The sequence below is a fragment of the Perspicuibacillus lycopersici genome (assembly GCF_025660475.1).
Taxonomy (GTDB): Bacteria; Bacillota; Bacilli; order Bacillales; family Caldibacillaceae; genus Perspicuibacillus; species Perspicuibacillus lycopersici.
Map to the genome: position 1 here is coordinate 622,816 of NZ_JAOUSF010000002.1, position 17,932 is coordinate 640,747.

The window sequence follows — 17,932 nt, forward strand, 5'->3', positions numbered from 1 at the left end:
CATAAAATAATAACAAGCAAAAGAACACTATGAAGAAATACTCCAAAATATTTTTACTTTTTTTGACAAAATTCTGCAAAAATTAATGAAAAGATTATAATAATAACATTTATTTTGGTTTTAATGATAGTAACTTATCCATAATACAGAGTAGGTTCCCAGCCATAGCAAAACGAAGGGATTCCTGTTGTTGGCGGGAAACCAATAGGGATATTGTCTTACTTCATGACTAAGTTCGGTTTTTTCTTGAGGCTATGTCTTCCGTCAATGAAACGAACGGTTCCAGACTTCGCACGCATAACTAAGGAATGTGTTAAACCGTAAGAGCTTTTAAATTGCACTCCCTTTAGTAGCTCACCATCCGTTACTCCTGTTGCTGCAAATATAGCATCATCGCCACGAACTAAATCTTCCATTCGTAACGTTTTTTCTATTGTAATCCCCATTTTCATACAGCGCTCAATTTCCAATTCGCTTTGTGGGATTAGTTTTCCTTGTATTTCGCCACCGAGACATTTTAATGCAACGGCTGCAATGACGCCTTCTGGTGCACCACCGCTTCCAAATAAAATATCGACTCCTGTATGATCAAAGGCAGTGTTAATCGCTGCAGCAACATCGCCATCATTGATTAATTTAATCCTTGCACCAGCCTCACGTAATTCTCTAATAATCTTTTCATGTCGCGGGCGATTTAGCACTGTGGCTACTACATCTTCGACATCTTTATTTTTTGCGAGTGCAACTGCTTTTAAATTATCTAATATAGATGCATTCATATCAATTTGTCCTACTGCTTCGGGACCAACTGCGATTTTGTCCATATACATATCAGGTGCATGTAACAAATTTCCGTGATCTGCAATAGCTAATACTGCTAATGCATTCCATCCACCAGATGCCACGATATTTGTTCCTTCTAACGGATCAACTGCTACATCCACACGGGGACCATATCCGTTGCCTAATTTTTCTCCAATGTACAGCATTGGCGCTTCATCCATTTCTCCTTCGCCAATTACAACTGTTCCCTTCATTGGAATTGTATCAAACACATCACGCATTGCAGAAGTCGCTGCATCGTCTGCCTCATTTTTTCGTCCTCTTCCCATCCATCTTGCTGAAGCGAGAGCAGCTGCTTCCGTTACACGCACTAATTCCATCGACAAACTTCTTTCCATCGCGAATCCCCCTGACAACTGATAATTAGTATGACACATTCACACAATAATTGTATCATATTACATATCAATTGCATTAGTATGTTTGTCGATTTCTTTTATTTTTTAATATTTTATCCATTTCGAGCTTAAGAGTTTTTTACTTGCTCCACTTCCTCTTCGGATAGTCTTTCTCTCCAAATATTTGCCCCTAATCCTTTAAGCTTCTCCACTACTTGACTATAACCACGATCAATATGTTCTACTCCGGTTATTTCCGTTAATCCATTGGCCATTACACCTGCAATTAAAAGCGCAGCTCCTGCACGTAAATCACTCGCTTTCACCTTTGCACCTTGCAGTTGAACAGGTCCTGTAATAATTGCAGACCCGCCTTCCACTTTGATACTAGCATTCATTCTTCTTAACTCGTCAATATGTTTAAAGCGTGCAGAATAAATAGTATCTGTAACGACACTTGTACCTGTTGCTTTTGTTAGGAGCGAAGTAATTGGTTGCTGTAAGTCCGTTGGAAATCCAGGGTAGACTAAAGTTTTTATATCTACCGATTTCATCTTCTCTGCACGTGAGATAAATAATTGATCGTCGCCTGCTTCCACAGATACTCCCATTTCTCTTAGTTTCGCAATTAATGATTCTAAATGAAGTGGAATGACATTATCAATTAATACTCCCTCACCCATCGCAGCAGATAAGATCATATATGTACCAGCTTCAATTCTATCTGGAATAATCGTATGACGGCAGCCATGTAAATGCTCCACACCATCAATCCGGATTACATCTGTTCCGGCACCTTTAATTTTTGCCCCCATATTCGTTAATAAGGTTGCAACATCAATTATTTCTGGTTCTTTAGCGGCGTTTTCAATGATCGTTCTTCCTTTGGCACGAACAGCAGCAAGCATAATATTAATTGTTGCTCCAACACTTACTACATCTAAGTAAACACGTGCACCACGTAGCTCTTCCGCTCGTAAATAAATCGCACCTTGTTCATTGGTTACCTTTGCACCTAATGCTTCAAACCCTTTAATATGCTGATCAATTGGACGTGGTCCTAAATGACAGCCTCCTGGTAGTCCAATTACTGCTTTTTTAAAGCGTCCAAGCATTGCACCCATTAAATAGTAAGAGGCACGAAGCTTTTTCACCTTTCCGTTTGGAAGTGGCATGGATGTCATGGAGCTTGGATCAACCGTCATATCCTGGCCATCCAATTCAACCACTCCACCGATTTCTTCTAATAAATCTCGTAAAATTTCTACATCCGAGATTTCTGGAAGTCCTTCTATTGTTACAGGAGACTCAGCCAATATACTTGCCGGAATTAATGCAACTGCACTATTTTTTGCACCGCTAATTCGGACAGAGCCTTTTAGCGGGGAGCCGCCGATAATTTTAATCTTTTCCATTTTTATCTCCCTTCTAATGACACTTCATACCGTAAATCAACGTTTGTTCACATTGTCGGTCTAGCTGGCATCAAACGGTATATTATATTATTTCCAAGTTACACTAACAACAAAATAAAAGATTCTATTTTTCTCCGTTATATCAAATGTCGCAAATAGATTCAACAGGAGACATATTGAAAAGGAGATTTTATCATTTATCCTACAGCTTTGGTTAATTAATGAAAGGTCCCAAGGGATCACATTCCACCCTATCATACCAAAATATTGATAGTAAGTAACTAATAATGGTGACGTGTCATAAAGGAGACAATTTTTCAATGGAATCTTGGCGTAAATGAAATAATATCATTTAACTGTTGATGCGTGTATTCCAGTCTGCAAGAAATTTTTCAATACCTTGCTCGGTTAATGGATGCTGGAATAATTGTAATAATACTTTGTACGGAATGGTCGCAATATGTGCTCCTCTTAAGGCAGCTTCTGTTACATGCTGTGGATGACGAATAGATGCTGCAATTATTTCTGTTGGAATATCATGAATCGAGAACATTTCTGCAATATCAGAAATTAAATCGAGCCCATTTTGACCGATGTCATCTAGCCTTCCTAAAAATGGCGATACGTAGCTGGCACCTGCACGGGCAGCTAATAATGCTTGATTTGCACTAAAAATTAACGTCACATTTGTTTTTATTCCCTCTTTTGAAAAAACAGAAACTGCTTTTAGTCCTTCGACAGTCATTGGTACTTTAATTGTTATGTTTGGCGCTATTTTCGCTAGCTCTCTTCCTTCTGCAATCATTCCTTTTGCATCTAATGAAATTACTTCTGCACTGACAGAGCCTGATACGATGGATGTAATTTCTTTTAGTCGTTCTTCGAAAGTTACCCCTTTTTCTTTCGCGACTAGTGAAGGATTTGTTGTCACACCCGCTAATACTCCAATAGCATAAACTTCTTTAATTTCCTCAATGTTTGCAGTGTCAATGAAAAATTTCATTTTTCCCTCTCCCCTTTATTCGTATCGTAATTATGAGCCCATAGACAGAAATATACTTCTCTATCCTGCGAAATATCCCCCTTTATTATCACAATTAATATATTTAAAAAATTCAGACACTAATGCCCCTAATGAAGACCGCCCTCTTTTCGGAAGGCGGCCTTGATTATCTATCCTGCTTATAAATGAATTCCTAAAAGGAAATTATGCTTTACCTACAGAACCGAATTCTTTCATTTTACCGATAACTGTTTCTTTAATTGCTTCTCTAGCTGGTCCTAAGTATTTTCTTGGATCATATTCATTAGGTTTAGCAGCTAATACTTCGCGAACTACTTTTGCAGAAGAGATTTGGTTTTCTGTATTCACGTTGATTTTTGCTGTACCTAAAGAAATAGATTTTTGGATATCTTTTGTTGGGATACCAGTTCCACCGTGAAGAACTAATGGCATACCTGTTAGGTTACCAATTTCTTCCATTTCTTTAAATCCTAGGTTTGGTTCACCTTTGTAAGGTCCATGTACAGAACCAAGTGCTGGAGCAAGTGCATCGATACCAGTACGTTTCACTAATTCTAAACATTCTTGTGCATCTGCATAAATAATGCTTCCGCTAACATCATCTTCTTGTCCACCAACTGTTCCAAGTTCAGCTTCAACAGATACACCATGAATATGTGCAAGTTCTACAACTTTAGAAGTGATTGCAACATTTTCTTCAAATGGATGATGTGAAGCATCAATCATTACAGATGTGAAACCAGCTTGAATTGCTTGTGCACACATTTCAAAGCTAGAGCCATGATCTAAATGAATTGCAACAGGAACTGTTGTTTTATATTCTTCCATTAGCGCTTTAACAATAGCAACTACAGTTTTGAAACCGCCCATATATTTTCCAGCGCCGGAAGAAACACCGATAATTACTGGTGATTTTGTTTCTTCAGCTGCTTGTAGAATCGCTTGAGTAAACTCTAAGTTATTTGTGTTGAATTGACCTACAGCGTAGCCTTCTGCTTTTGCTTTTTTCAGCATTTCAGTCATTGATACTAAAGGCATTGTTTGTTCCTCCTAATTCGAATTTGCCATTGCCTTATTTATATTTTTCCATTATGTAATGTTATATGTATAAATAATAAAGGAAATGGTATTTTATATCCTACTATAGTATGATACCAAATTCACGTACATTTTTCCATTAAAGGTTTGACAGAAATAGCAAATATACGATTAGGATTTCTTATGTATTCGTTTCCTTTCATTTCAAGAAGATTTTAATGGCATATGGGTTCTTACCGTTTCACGTAATTCCGTAATATCAAAAGGCTTAGCAAAATATGTTAATGCACCTAATTCCATCGCTTCGGAAATCATATCTAATTCTCCGTATGCTGTCATAATAATAACTTTTATCTCTGTATTTATTTTCTTTAACCGTTTCAATATTTCAATACCATCCATTCCCGGAATTTTAATATCTAATAACACAATATCCGGCGAGTACATCTTTACAATTTCTAACGCTTGTTTACCATTTGCTGCTTGGAATGTACGATAACCTTCCTTTTGAAAAACTTCGTTCAGTAATATACGAATACCAAACTGATCATCCACAATTAAAATTTTCTCCGCCATAATCATTCCCCTTTCTAATGCTGTATGTAACCGTTAGATTTCTGATTGTATTGTTAGTATCTATATTTGATTATTCGACAGTGTTTAGCTTTTTCCTTTTATTTTTCATAAATTTTCCTTTTTTTCGACTAAAACTCTTTGTTAAAATGTGCTTTAGAAGGAGGGAGTTATTTGCTAAAAATTTTTACAACCCAATTAATCGGCCGCTTGAAAAAAATTGAAAGTGAACAGGAATATGCACTTGAAGATGGTGCTCGTTTACTCGCCCAAGCACTCGTTGGGGATGGTGATATTTATATTTACGCTGAACAAGAAATGGCAGGCATTTTATCCGAGTCAATGAATGGACAAGAACCGCTACATAATGTAAAAAAATTGACGGTTGATTTACTTCCCACCTTAACAAGTGCTGATCGTGTTTTCATTTTTTCGCGATTCACTAATGAAGAAACCGTTGTTACGGTTGCAAATACGTTATATGAAATGCACATCCCATTCGTTGCTGTGAGTTCGATAATCGGAAAGGATGACAATCCATTAGAAGAATTGGCAGATATATTTATCCCTTTATATATGGATAAAGGACTTGTACCTACCGACACAGGTGATCGCACAGGATTTCCCCATTTAATCGCTGCGTTATATGTATATCATAACGTAAAGCTTTTACTGGAAGAAATGTTAGAGGAGTAATTATTGTCTATGAAAAGGAAAAAGCAATCGGGAATTCCGATTGCTTTTTCTTGTTTATTAATTTTCTTTATTATCCAATGATGCTTTTACGAAATCTCTGAATAACGGATGTGGATTAGTTGGTCTTGATTTAAATTCTGGATGGAATTGTGATGCCACAAACCATGGATGATCTTTAATTTCAATGATTTCCACTAAGCGGCCATCTGGACTAACACCAGAAAATACGAATCCTTTTTGCTCCATTAATTCTCGGTATGCATTATTAAATTCATAACGATGACGATGACGTTCGTAAATTAGCTCGTCCTCATAAGCTGCAAATGCTTTTGTTTCTCCAACGATTTTACAAGGATACAAGCCTAAACGTAATGTCCCACCAAGATCCTCTACATCCTTTTGTTCTGGTAACAGGTCAATAATTGGATGCTCTGTATCCGGATTAATTTCTGCAGTATGTGCATCTTTTAGTCCGAGTACATTACGGGCAAATTCAATCGATGCTAATTGCATACCAAGGCAAATGCCAAGGAACGGAATTTTATTTTCCCGAGCAAATTTCGTTGCAGTAATTTTTCCTTCAATCCCACGGTCACCAAATCCACCTGGAACAAGAATACCATCTGCATCTTCAAGTAAATCCCGCACATTTGCTTCATTTACATTTTCTGCATTGATCCAGTCAATCGCAATATCAGCGTCATAACGGTATCCTGCATGCTTTAATGATTCTACTACCGAAATATAGGCATCCTGTAATTCAACATATTTTCCTACTAATGCAATTTTCACTTGTTTCTTCAGATTTCTTACTCTATCTACTAAATTTACCCATTCAGTCATATCTGGTTCATGAGATACAATCTTCAAATGGTTACAAACTATTTCATCTAATCCCTGAGCCTGCATAGCAAGTGGGATAGCATATAATGTATCTGCATCTCTTGATTCGATTACTGCTTCTTTATCAATATCACAGAATAACGCAATTTTATCTTTCATATCTTGGGAAATTGGCATTTCCGTACGAACGACAATTACATTTGGTTGAATTCCTAAGCTGCGTAGCTCTTTCACACTATGCTGTGTTGGTTTTGTTTTCATTTCCCCTGCAGCCTTAATATATGGCACGAGTGTACAGTGGATATACATCACATTTGATCCGCCTAAATCGCTTTTCAGCTGACGAATGGCTTCTAAAAACGGCAAGGATTCAATATCACCAACAGTACCACCGATTTCAGTAATGACGACATCGGCATTCGTCTCTTTTCCTGCGCGGAATACACGGTCTTTAATTTCATTTGTAATATGTGGAATAACCTGTACAGTAGCACCTAAGTAATCCCCACGACGTTCTTTTTTCAATACAGATGAATAAATTTTCCCTGTTGTCACATTAGAATATTTATTTACATTAATGTCAATAAAACGTTCGTAATGCCCTAAGTCTAAATCGGTTTCTGCGCCATCATCCGTTACAAAAACTTCCCCATGCTGATAAGGACTCATTGTCCCTGGGTCTACGTTGATATAGGGGTCAAATTTTTGAATCATTACTTTTAACCCACGGTTTTTTAAAAGTCTGCCTAGGGATGCAGCAACAATACCTTTTCCAAGTGAAGAAACAACTCCACCCGTTACAAAAATATATTTGGTCATTAATGTCTCCTCCTCATAATTACTTACCATCAGTGTTTGCTAAAAATATAAATAGTTTTCATGCTTTTATTTTCTATTAACAATAGAAAAATAAACATTTCGTGTTTTACTCAGGCTGATACTCGGATATTATTCAGCTATCATAAAATAAAAAAAATAAAAAAAACAAAAAAGCTCCACTTACAATGTAAGGGAGCTGATTTATTTTTTTCATTCATTGTTAATCGCTATTTATTGAGCCCAAATAAGATAATACAAGCTTAAATCGGAAATGTCAAGGAAGGATTATTCTTCCTCTTCCTCGTCATCTTCATCATATTCATCTAGGCTATCGACATCGTCGTCATCAAAATCATCGTCATCCTCGATTAATAAATCTTCATCAATAAGTTCATCGTCATCAAAATCGTCGTCATCATCTAAATCATCGTCATCATCGTCAAGGAATTCATCTTCATCGTCCTCAGTATCATCGAACTCGTCTAAATCATCGAATTCTAATACTTCATCCTCTTCCTCGATATCGTCAATATCATCAAAATCGTCTAAGTCTTGAAGAGCTTTCGCTTTCTTCTTCTTCACTTTAACAATTGGTACAATATCGTCTTCGATCTGATCCATCGGATACCAGCCTTTAATTCCCCAAGTATTGCCACCAATATTCATAAAACGACCATCTATGTTTAAATCGGTATAAAATTGCGTGATTCGCGCTTTTACTTCTTCATTTGATAAATCCATTAGCTTCGAAATTTGATCAATCATATCTGTGAAAGATATAGGTTGCTTTTTCTCTTCTAATAATTCATATGCAACTTCAATAAGTGACATTTCTTGCAAATCTTCTTTAGTTAATTGATCCAAACTCACCTTTGCACGTCCTTTCTATCTTTACAAGAGCAAATCAATCATACCACTATGTACAATTGGATTAAATGATTGCAACTAAAAAACATTTTTTGCCATTCTTTAGCGATATTATTCATTATAAACAAAACTTTTTAGTTTATGCTAGTGCTTGCGAAGGGTTTATCCCATTTCTTTTATTCGATAAGGGAGTAAATTATTCCTTCCTATTATTTAAACCATTTACTTACACGAATTTCAAGCTTTTCCGAGAAAAAATCGGAATCAATCGGTTCTTTTCCATGCTTTCCATGCACGATACATAAAAAATATCGAGAGTAGTAAAAATGGGATGGCACCAAGTTGAAGATTATAAAAAAATGAAACGATGGCTAAAACAATTAAAATGATGATAATGAAAATTAATATTTTCAAGAGGCATTCACTTCCTGATCTTTAACAATGGTCTACCATAGTAAATATATAAAACAATTAGTATATATACAATAATTATATATTAAGAAAGAAAAATAATTTATGAATTTCTCTCGATAAAATATGGAAATAAATTGTATACCCTTTATTATAGAACATTTGCCGTGTTTTTCCCTAGTTTTTTTCCATTATTGGAATGTTTTCTTCTAGATAAAAGAAACTGACTCCACAAGACTGTTCAAAAATTCCCTTGTGGGTCAGTTCGTACGTTGAAAGATTAATACCTTCGCTTTTAGTGAACTCTTTGTGTATTCATTCTGTTCTGCGTTTCGTTTAATAAACTTATCTCATGAAGGAACAACCCTCTTATAGAAAAAAGCCTAATTAAACATTGCGTCTGTATTGGCCACCAACTTGATATAATGCTTGGGTTATTTGTCCGAGACTGGCTACTTTTACCGTTTCCATTAACTCTGCAAAGATATTACCATTTTCTACCGCAGTCTGTTTTAGCCTTGTTAAAGCTTCCTCTACTTTTTCATAATGACGCGCTTGGAAATCTTGTAAATTTTTGATTTGGGTTTCCTTCTCCTCCTTTGTCGCACGTGCTAGCTCCATATTATTGAGCTCCTCTTCCTTCGGCGGATATGGATTTAGATACGTATTTACGCCAATGATTGGAAGCTCCCCTGTATGCTTTTTCATTTCATAATACATGGACTCATCCTGAATTTTTCCACGTTGATATTGGCTTTCCATTGCGCCAAGTACACCACCACGGTCATTTAATCGTTCAAACTCCTGTAATACCGCTTCCTCCACTAAATCTGTTAGCTCTTCAATAATGAAGGAACCTTGTAATGGATTCTCATTTTTCGAAAGTCCGTATTCTTTCGTAATAATCATTTGAATCGCCATCGCCCGACGAACCGAGCCTTCTGTTGGCGTTGTGATTGCTTCATCATATGCGTTTGTATGCAAGGAATTACAATTATCGTATAAAGCCATCAATGCCTGTAATGTCGTGCGAATATCGTTAAAGTCGATTTCCTGGGCATGTAATGAGCGACCAGAGGTTTGGGTATGATATTTAAGCTTTTGACTACGTTCATTTGCTCGATATTTTTCCTTCATTACAATCGCCCAAATTCTTCTCGCTACTCGGCCGATGACACTATATTCTGGATCTAAGCCATTTGAGAAAAAGAAGGATAAATTTGGTGCAAAGTCATCGATTTTCATTCCTCGGCTCAAATAATACTCCACATAGGTAAAACCATTCGCTAATGTGAAGGCGAGCTGGGTAATTGGATTTGCCCCCGCCTCTGCAATATGATACCCAGAAATCGATACAGAATAATAATTTCGGACATTGTGATCAATAAAATATTGCTGAATATCTCCCATCATCCGTAAAGCAAATTCAGTAGAAAAAACGCACGTATTTTGTCCTTGATCTTCCTTTAATATATCTGCCTGTACCGTTCCGCGAACAGTCGATAACGTAAATGCTTTTATTTGTTCGTATTCTTCTTTCGTTACCGAGCGCTTAAGCTCTTCCTCCTTTTTCTCCACCTGCTGGGCTATTGCAGTATTCATGAACATCGCTAAAATAATTGGCGCTGGTCCATTAATCGTCATCGAGACTGATGTCGATGGGTGACATAAATCAAAGCCTCGATACAATTTTTTCATATCATCTAATGTACAAATATTTACACCGCTTTCACCGACTTTTCCATAAATATCCGGACGATATGCAGGATCTTCTCCATATAATGTTACCGAATCAAAGGCAGTGCTTAACCGCTTTGCAGCATCATCCTTTGATAAATAATGAAAACGGCGATTGGTGCGCTCAGGTGTTCCTTCTCCTGCAAATTGCCGTTTTGGATCTTCCCCTTGGCGTTTAAATGGAAAGACACCGGCTGTAAACGGAAAGGAGCCTGGTACATTTTCTTTATACACCCACCGCAAAATCTCTCCATAGTCCTCATATTTCGGTAAAATAACCTTTGGAATTTTTAATCCCGATAAACTCGTTGTTTTTAGCTCTGTGATAATTTCCTTATCCCGAATTTTAGTCACGAGCTGATCCTTTGCATATTGCGCTTTTAACGATGGCCATTGTGTCAATATTTGCTTTGTTCGCTCTGATAGGTGTGTCGCAATTTCCTCCTTCATTTCCTCTAAAGTGGAAAGGATCGCTTTGTCCGTTATCTTGTTCTTCGCAATCTCAATTGCACCCTCTACTTGAAACAATTGACGTGCATATGCTACTTGCTCTGATGCCTGTTGGTGATAGTTTCGTATGGTATCGACAATTTCGCGCAAATAATATCTTCGGCTATTTGGAATAATGATGTTTTGCTTTTCAACTTTTTCTTCTATCGAATAAGACGTGGACCAATTTTTCGTCGTTTTTTCATTTATTTTCGCGATTAATGCAGCAAATAATGCATTTGTTCCTGCATCATTAAACTGACTTGCAATCGTTCCATATACCGGCATCCTTTCATAGTCTAGATGGAATAGCCCGTGACTACGTTGATATTGCTTTTGCACTTGCCGCTTTGCATCCTCGGAGCCTTTTCGTTCGAATTTATTAATAACAATTAAATCAGCATAATCAATCATATCAATTTTCTCTAATTGCGACGGTGCACCATATTCACTTGTCATCACATATAACGCTACATCACTAATCTCGCGAATCTCCGCATCCCCTTGACCGATTCCACTTGTTTCAACAATGATCAAATCAAAGCCAGCTGCCTTTAGAACGGATAATGCATCTTTAATCGCTAACGACAGTTCACTCCGCGAGCTTCTTGTTGCAAGACTACGCATGTATACACGTGGATGGAAAATCGCATTCATTCGAATCCGATCACCTAAAAGTGCCCCACCGGTTTTTTGCTTCGTTGGATCAACAGATAAAATAGCAATCTTTATCTCTCGTATTTCATTGAGAAACCGGCGAATAAGCTCATCGGTTAATGAGCTTTTCCCTGCCCCACCAGTACCTGTAATCCCTATCACTGGTACGGTTGTTTGGTTTTCTTTTACCTTTTGGAAAATCGACTCCACAGATGTCGCAGTTTCTGAAACCATTTTATCCGACACCATATGCTCTGCTAGTGTAATAAACTTTGCGACAGCAACTACCTCTCCTTCAGCAAGCGCTGGAAGCTTGTTTTCTAGGTCCTCGGTAACTGTCGAAAAATCACATTGCTCTAGCATAACATTAATCATCCCTTGTAAACCAAGCGTTCTTCCATCATCCGGCGAAAAAATTCTAGCAATACCGTACTCATGTAGCTCCCTTATTTCCTTTGGAATGATGACTCCACCGCCGCCACCAAATATTTTTATATGGCCAGCTCCCTTTTCTTGCAGGAGGTCATACATGTATTTAAAAAATTCCACATGACCACCTTGATAAGAAGAAATTGCAATTCCTTGTACATCCTCTTGGATTGCGGCATTGACAATTTCCTCTACAGATCGGTTATGTCCTAAATGAATAACCTCCGCTCCGCTCGATTGAAGAATTCTTCGCATAATATTAATCGAAGCATCATGCCCATCAAATAAACTGGATGCTGTAACAAAACGGACTGGATACTTTGGCTTATAGATTACCGTTTCCACACTATCTTCCCCTTTGCTTGAAAAAATTTTCTCCTACTTGCATTGCTTCCCCTTCGAATCTACGCTCATTTTATTAATGTCTAGAATGCTAGTTGTAAAAATAGTTGTCTAGCTTCACTTAACGGTTCACATCTGTTACTGTTAGCTGGTGAATTCCATGAAAAAACAGTTCTGTTTGTAGCTTTGTATATTCCTCCAATGTGTACAATTTCTGCAGTGCCCATCGGCGAAAGCCCCACATTTGTCCTTGCACAAAAATATTATGTGCCAATAATTGCACCTGTATATTTGGTAAGCTAATTCCACTACTTTTCGTATATTGCCTAATCAATTGCTCAAACATCGATACCATTTGCAGTTCTTTTTTCAAAACATATGGTAACGCTTCCTTAGAAAGCGATTTTGCTTCTTGATACATAACAAGTACTTCATCCTGCATATCATCGATAATTTGAAAATAAGCAGCAATTCCACTTTCCACTGTTTCCGGATTGACTTCATCTAATTCTAGTACGTTTAGAATTTTTTCCTGAACCTCGTCATATATTTGGTCACAAACTAAATAAAGAATATCTTCCTTGGATCGGATATATTCATACAAGGTTCCAATGCTAAAACCAGAAGCCTTGGCAATTTCTCTTGTCGTAGTCCGGTGAAACCCCTTTTCTTTAAAAAGAGAAATCGCACCTTTGATCATTTGTCCTCTACGAATCTTTATTAGCTGCTCATCTTTAACAGAGGCGTGCACCTTTTGCTTCTCAACCAAGAAATCATCCCTTTCTCCTACAGCTATCTTTGTAAGACATCTTACCATTACAGCATTCGTGAGATAACTAGTCGTTGAATTTCCTGTGTTCCCTCATAAATTTGGGTAATTTTTGCATCCCGCATAAATCGCTCCACTGGATATTCCGTCGTATAGCCGTAGCCACCGAATACTTGAACAGCCTCTGTTGTCACACTCATGGCCGTATCCCCCGCAAATAATTTTGCCATCGCTGATGCTTTACCGTACGGCAGTCCATTAGATTCGAGCCATGCTGCTTGGTAGGTTAATAGTCTTGCCGCTTCAATATTGGTTGCCATATCGGCTAATTTAAACGAGATTCCTTGATTCGCGATGATTGGCTTGCCGAATTGCTTCCGTTCCTTAGCATAGGCAACCGCAGCATCTAATGCACCTTGGGCAATTCCTACAGCCTGGGCTGCAATCCCGTTTCTGCCACCGTCTAATGTCATCATCGCAATTTTAAAGCCTTGCCCTTCTTCCCCAAGGAGGTTTTCTTTCGGTACCCTACATTCCTCAAAAATAATTTCTGTTGTTGGTGAGGAGCGAATGCCTAGTTTCTTTTCTTTCTTTCCAACCTTAAACCCTGGGAAAGTACTCTCCACGATAAATGCACTCGTCCCCTTTTGTTTAGATTCTGGATCTGTTAAAGCAAATACAACATAAATATCCGCTACTCCGCCATTTGTAATGAAAATTTTTGACCCGTTGATTACGTAATAATCCCCTTCTCTTCTTGCCGTTGTTTTCATCCCTCCTGCATCGGATCCGGAGTTAGGCTCTGTTAATCCATAAGCACCAATTTTTTCCCCCAGTGCCATTGGCTTTAAATATTTTTGTTTTTGTTCCTCAGAACCAAATGTATATAATGGCCACCCAGCTAAAGACGTGTGCGCAGATAGCGTAACACCCGTAGATGCGCAGACGCGAGATAGCTCCTCCACTGCAATTGCATATGCCAGAAAATCACTTCCAATCCCACCATACTGCTCTGGCCATGGAATTCCAGTTAATCCAAGTTCTGCCATTTTATTAAAGATTTCCCGATCAAAGCGTTCCTCCTCATCTCTGACAGCTGCCGTAGGTGCTACTTCATTCTTTGCGAAATCGCGAACCATTTTCCGAATCATTTCATGTTCTTCTGATAGTTTAAAATTCATTTCTATTTCCTCCATTAATCAAATTATTAGTTTTCTCTGTTTATCTACGGGAGCATTGGTAGTTGTAGAGATAATTAGTGGCTATTCATGTGCTGTTATAGATGTTTACTAATCACTATTTTTTGTATTTCTGAGGTTCCTTCATAAATTTCGGTTATTTTCGCATCACGGAAGTAACGCTCGATATCATAATCCTTTATATATCCATATCCGCCAAAAATTTGAATTGCTTCGGTTGTTGTTTCAACTGCTGTTCTTGAAGCAAATAATTTTGCTATCGATGCCTCCTTTCCACATGCCATGCCTTGATTTTTTAGAAACGCTGCTTGATAGACTAATAGTTTACTCGCCTCAATTTTGGTCGCCATATCTGCTAGCTTAAAACTAATTGCCTGATTGGCTATAATTGGTTTTCCAAATTGCCTACGAACTTTGGCATATTGCAATGCTTTTTCATAGCATCCTTCGGCAATTCCTAATGCCTGTGCCGCAATTCCAATTCTCCCTGTATTTAAATTTGCCATTGCAATACGAAAGCCTTGCCCTTCCTCGCCAAGACGCATGCTTTCTGCAACTCTCATATTTTCGAAGGTTAGTTGTACCGTTCTTGAACCGTGCAAACCCATTTTTTTCTCATCTTTACCGAACATGAATCCAGGTTGATCCCTTTTCACGATAAAGGCCGTTATCCCATTTTTTCCAAGCGATGTATTTGTAGAGGCAAAAACAATATAAATATCCGCCTCTCCCCCATTTGTTATAAACATTTTGCTTCCATTCAGTATATATTCTTCGCCATCCTTTCTTGCCTTTGTTTGGAGCGAGGCAGCATCTGATCCTGCATTTGCCTCGGTGAGGCAAAATGCCCCAAGGTATTCACCGGTTGCCAGCTTTGGTAGCAGGTCCTGCTTTTGTTTTTCTGTCCCAAAAGCTAAAATCGGATAGCTTCCTACAGACGTATGAACGGATAAAATAACACCAAGTGCAGCACTAACTTTGGAAATCTCATGGATTGCGAGAATATAGGAGGTAAAATCCATCTCTGAGCCGCCGTATTTAGTTGGAATTGGCATTCCCATCAGACCAAGCTTGCCCATTTTGTTTAATAATGCGCTTGGGAATTTACCAGCTTCCATCTCTGGAATAACAGGTGTTATTTCCTTTGTCGCAAAGTCTCTCACCATCTCACGGACCATGATTTGTTCTTCTGTAAATAAATGATCCATTCCGTTTGGAAACCTCCTTTTGTAAAGAACGGGATTCGTATCCCCATTTATGCGGAGTTACGTATGAATCCATTTTGATAATTCCATTTCTGAACATATTACTCATAAAGATAAAATCCTTTTCCTGTTTTCTTACCTAACCAGCCAGCATTTACGTATTTTCTAAGTAAAGGACATGGGCGATATTTATCATCACCGAATCCATCATGCAAGGTCTCCATTATATAAAGACAAGTATCTAAACCGATGAAATCCGCTAACGTTAATGGACCCATTGGATGGTTCATTCCTAGCTTCATAATTTCATCGATTGCTTCCTTAGTGGCAACACCCTCATAGAGAGCAAAGATTGCTTCATTAATCATTGGCATTAAAATTCGATTGGAAATAAATCCGGGAAAATCATTTACTTCAACAGGAACTTTCCCTAATTTCAACGTTATTTCTTTAATCGCTTCATATGTTTCCACCGATGTTGCTAGCCCCCGAATAATTTCTACTAGTCGCATAACCGGAACCGGATTCATAAAATGCATACCAATGACTTTCTCCGGGCAACTCGTTACCGAAGCAAGCTCTGTAATCGGTAAGGAAGAGGTATTAGTAGCAAGTATTGTGCCCTCCTTCGTTAATTCGGAAAGCTGACGAAAAATCGACTTCTTTACCTCCATATTTTCAACTGCTGCTTCAATGATTAATTGGCATTCGACGCTATCTTCAAGATTAGTAGAAGCAGAAATACGATTGACTATCGTTGCTTTTTCCTGTTCTGATAGTTTTCCTTTACTTACCTGCCGAAGTAAATTTTTTTCAATAGAGGAGATACCACGTTCTACTTGCTCGACTGTTATGTCATGTATTACACATAAATAGCCTGCCTGAGCACATACTTGGGCAATTCCTGTGCCCATTTGTCCTGCTCCAATAACCATTATTTTTTCTATTGCCATCCTTATTTCCCCCTTCTTGTTTCCGGTTTATTTCTACTTTTAAGATTTTGGCACTTCAATTAATATGGCGTCTCCTTGACCACCACCACTGCAAATTGCAGCAACACCAAGGCCGCCACCTCTTCTCTTTAATTCATACGCTAATGTTAAAATAATCCTTGCCCCACTTACTCCTATTGGATGGCCTAAAGCAACTGCCCCTCCATTTACATTCACCTTCTCATAGTCAAGCCCAGCAATTTGACTAGAAGCCAATGCCACAGCTGCGAATGCTTCATTAATTTCAAATAAATCAATATCCTGAACCGATTTTTCTGTCTTTTGTAAAAGCTTATTAATAACAAGCCCCGGTGTTTTTGGAAAATCTTTTGCTTCTACAGCAATCGAAGCATTGGCAAGAATGGTTGCTAATGGCTGATGTCCTTCGGAAATGGCGTATTCTTCATCCATTAATACAAGTGCACATGCCCCGTCATTTACTCCGGGTGCATTCCCTGCGGTAATCGTGCCATTATTTCCAAAGGCAGATTTTAAGCTTGCTAGCTTTTCTAATGACGTATCTTTTCTTGGTGCCTCATCATGCGTAATGATTTGTACATTTCCCTTTCTTTGCGGAATTTCAACTGGAACAATTTCCTCTGCCAATTTCCCAGATTCTATTGCTTCTACTGCTAATTGATGACTTCTTAACGCCCACTGATCCTGTGCCTCTCGTGTAATCGATAATTCCTCTGCGGTACTATTCCCGTATGTTCCCATATGGACTCCAGTGAAGCTACAAGTTAATCCGTCATAGATCATTAAATCCGTTAATGTCGCATCCCCCATGCGATAGCCCGTACGCGCATTTGCAAGAATATACGGAGCATTAGACATAGATTCCATTCCACCTGCTACCATTACCTTGCCTTCTTTGCTACGAATCAATAGATCGGCAAGTACAACACTTCTCATGCCAGATGCACATACTTTATTGATTGTTTCCGTAGTTGTTTGCCATGGAAGCCCTGCTGCTCTTGCCGCTTGTCTAGAGGGGAGCTGTCCTTGCCCTCCCTGCAAAACGGTTCCCATAATTACATGCTCTACTTGCTCAGGTGAAACTTTTGTTTTTGCTAATGCCCCTTTTATCGCAATACCCCCAAGTGTTGGTGCCGTTAACGCCTGCAACGCTCCATTCAGCTTACCAATCGGTGTTCTTGCACCATCTAAAATTACTGTTCTTCCCATCCGCTTTCTCCCCTTTTTAACTAAATCCTATTTCCCTAGCTTTGTTCCTGTTTAATTT

15 protein-coding genes are annotated in these 17,932 nt (G+C 38.3%); 1 reads left to right on the top strand and 14 read right to left on the bottom strand.

The features are described 5' to 3' along the window. Positions 1-218 precede the first annotated feature (218 nt). The 5 genes from glpX to OEV98_RS07110 all read right to left on the bottom strand — a co-directional run bounded on the left by glpX (position 219) and on the right by OEV98_RS07110 (position 5,237). Entirely contained in the window at positions 219-1,181 is a 963-nt protein-coding gene (gene glpX / locus OEV98_RS07090) for a class II fructose-bisphosphatase (protein ID WP_263072530.1), read from the bottom strand. 128 nt (positions 1,182-1,309) lie between these two features. Beyond that, positions 1,310-2,596 (bottom strand): UDP-N-acetylglucosamine 1-carboxyvinyltransferase, encoded by a 1,287-nt coding sequence (locus tag OEV98_RS07095; RefSeq protein WP_263072531.1) that lies wholly within the window; start codon positions 2,594-2,596, stop codon positions 1,310-1,312. A gap of 352 nt (positions 2,597-2,948) precedes the next feature. Continuing rightward, positions 2,949-3,599 carry a fructose-6-phosphate aldolase gene (fsa, locus tag OEV98_RS07100; protein WP_263072532.1) on the bottom strand — a complete coding sequence of 217 codons (651 nt, stop codon included), beginning with the start codon at positions 3,597-3,599 and terminating at the stop codon, positions 2,949-2,951. 204 nt (positions 3,600-3,803) lie between these two features. Next, a complete protein-coding gene (locus OEV98_RS07105; RefSeq protein WP_263072533.1) occupies positions 3,804-4,658 on the bottom strand; it encodes a class II fructose-bisphosphate aldolase in 855 nt (284 codons plus the stop codon). Positions 4,659-4,862: 204 nt separating this feature from the next. Continuing rightward, positions 4,863-5,237 carry a response regulator gene (locus OEV98_RS07110; RefSeq protein WP_263072723.1) on the bottom strand — a complete coding sequence of 125 codons (375 nt, stop codon included), beginning with the start codon at positions 5,235-5,237 and terminating at the stop codon, positions 4,863-4,865. A gap of 168 nt (positions 5,238-5,405) precedes the next feature. On the opposite strand from OEV98_RS07110, the gene OEV98_RS07115 reads away from it, so the two are divergent. Beyond that, complete coding sequence (locus OEV98_RS07115) at positions 5,406-5,927, top strand: DUF2529 domain-containing protein (RefSeq protein WP_263072534.1); 522 nt, start codon at positions 5,406-5,408, stop codon at positions 5,925-5,927. A gap of 57 nt (positions 5,928-5,984) precedes the next feature. Here OEV98_RS07115 and OEV98_RS07120 read toward each other — a convergent pair whose 3' ends face one another. From OEV98_RS07120 to OEV98_RS07160, 9 genes are all read right to left on the bottom strand, one after another. Next, positions 5,985-7,589 (bottom strand): CTP synthase, encoded by a 1,605-nt coding sequence (locus tag OEV98_RS07120; protein WP_263072535.1) that lies wholly within the window; start codon positions 7,587-7,589, stop codon positions 5,985-5,987. Between the two features lie 285 nt (positions 7,590-7,874). Then, on the bottom strand, positions 7,875-8,459 hold the full coding sequence (rpoE, locus tag OEV98_RS07125) for a DNA-directed RNA polymerase subunit delta (RefSeq protein WP_263072536.1): 585 nt from the start codon (positions 8,457-8,459) through the stop codon (positions 7,875-7,877). Between the two features lie 261 nt (positions 8,460-8,720). Next, complete coding sequence (locus OEV98_RS07130; RefSeq protein ID WP_263072537.1) at positions 8,721-8,870, bottom strand: hypothetical protein; 150 nt, start codon at positions 8,868-8,870, stop codon at positions 8,721-8,723. A gap of 384 nt (positions 8,871-9,254) precedes the next feature. After that, a complete protein-coding gene (gene icmF / locus OEV98_RS07135; protein ID WP_263072538.1) occupies positions 9,255-12,524 on the bottom strand; it encodes a fused isobutyryl-CoA mutase/GTPase IcmF in 3,270 nt (1,089 codons plus the stop codon). Between the two features lie 118 nt (positions 12,525-12,642). Further along, the gene (locus OEV98_RS07140) at positions 12,643-13,290 is read right to left on the bottom strand and encodes a TetR/AcrR family transcriptional regulator (RefSeq protein WP_263072539.1); all 648 of its coding nucleotides are present in this window, start codon (positions 13,288-13,290) and stop codon (positions 12,643-12,645) included. Positions 13,291-13,337: 47 nt separating this feature from the next. Further along, the gene (locus tag OEV98_RS07145; RefSeq protein WP_263072540.1) at positions 13,338-14,471 is read right to left on the bottom strand and encodes an acyl-CoA dehydrogenase; all 1,134 of its coding nucleotides are present in this window, start codon (positions 14,469-14,471) and stop codon (positions 13,338-13,340) included. Positions 14,472-14,566: 95 nt separating this feature from the next. After that, positions 14,567-15,697 carry an acyl-CoA dehydrogenase gene (locus OEV98_RS07150; RefSeq protein WP_263072541.1) on the bottom strand — a complete coding sequence of 377 codons (1,131 nt, stop codon included), beginning with the start codon at positions 15,695-15,697 and terminating at the stop codon, positions 14,567-14,569. A gap of 98 nt (positions 15,698-15,795) precedes the next feature. Beyond that, entirely contained in the window at positions 15,796-16,647 is an 852-nt protein-coding gene (locus tag OEV98_RS07155; protein WP_263072542.1) for a 3-hydroxybutyryl-CoA dehydrogenase, read from the bottom strand. A gap of 39 nt (positions 16,648-16,686) precedes the next feature. Beyond that, positions 16,687-17,874, bottom strand: coding sequence for an acetyl-CoA C-acetyltransferase (locus OEV98_RS07160; RefSeq protein ID WP_263072543.1), 1,188 nt, complete (start codon positions 17,872-17,874; stop codon positions 16,687-16,689). Positions 17,875-17,932: the final 58 nt, after the last annotated feature.

Excerpts from the sequence above, each read along its gene's own strand:
- OEV98_RS07120 (WP_263072535.1), bottom strand. The coding sequence starts at position 7,589 with ATGACCAAATATATTTTTGTAACGGGTGGAGTTGTTTCTTCACTTGGA.
- OEV98_RS07095 (WP_263072531.1), bottom strand. The coding sequence starts at position 2,596 with ATGGAAAAGATTAAAATTATCGGCGGCTCCCCGCTAAAAGGCTCTGTC.
- OEV98_RS07150 (WP_263072541.1), bottom strand. The coding sequence starts at position 15,697 with ATGGATCATTTATTTACAGAAGAACAAATCATGGTCCGTGAGATGGTG.
- OEV98_RS07160 (WP_263072543.1), bottom strand. The coding sequence starts at position 17,874 with ATGGGAAGAACAGTAATTTTAGATGGTGCAAGAACACCGATTGGTAAG.
- glpX (WP_263072530.1), bottom strand. The coding sequence starts at position 1,181 with ATGGAAAGAAGTTTGTCGATGGAATTAGTGCGTGTAACGGAAGCAGCT.
- OEV98_RS07155 (WP_263072542.1), bottom strand. The coding sequence starts at position 16,647 with ATGGCAATAGAAAAAATAATGGTTATTGGAGCAGGACAAATGGGCACA.
- OEV98_RS07105 (WP_263072533.1), bottom strand. The coding sequence starts at position 4,658 with ATGCCTTTAGTATCAATGACTGAAATGCTGAAAAAAGCAAAAGCAGAA.
- OEV98_RS07145 (WP_263072540.1), bottom strand. The coding sequence starts at position 14,471 with ATGAATTTTAAACTATCAGAAGAACATGAAATGATTCGGAAAATGGTT.
- fsa (WP_263072532.1), bottom strand. The coding sequence starts at position 3,599 with ATGAAATTTTTCATTGACACTGCAAACATTGAGGAAATTAAAGAAGTT.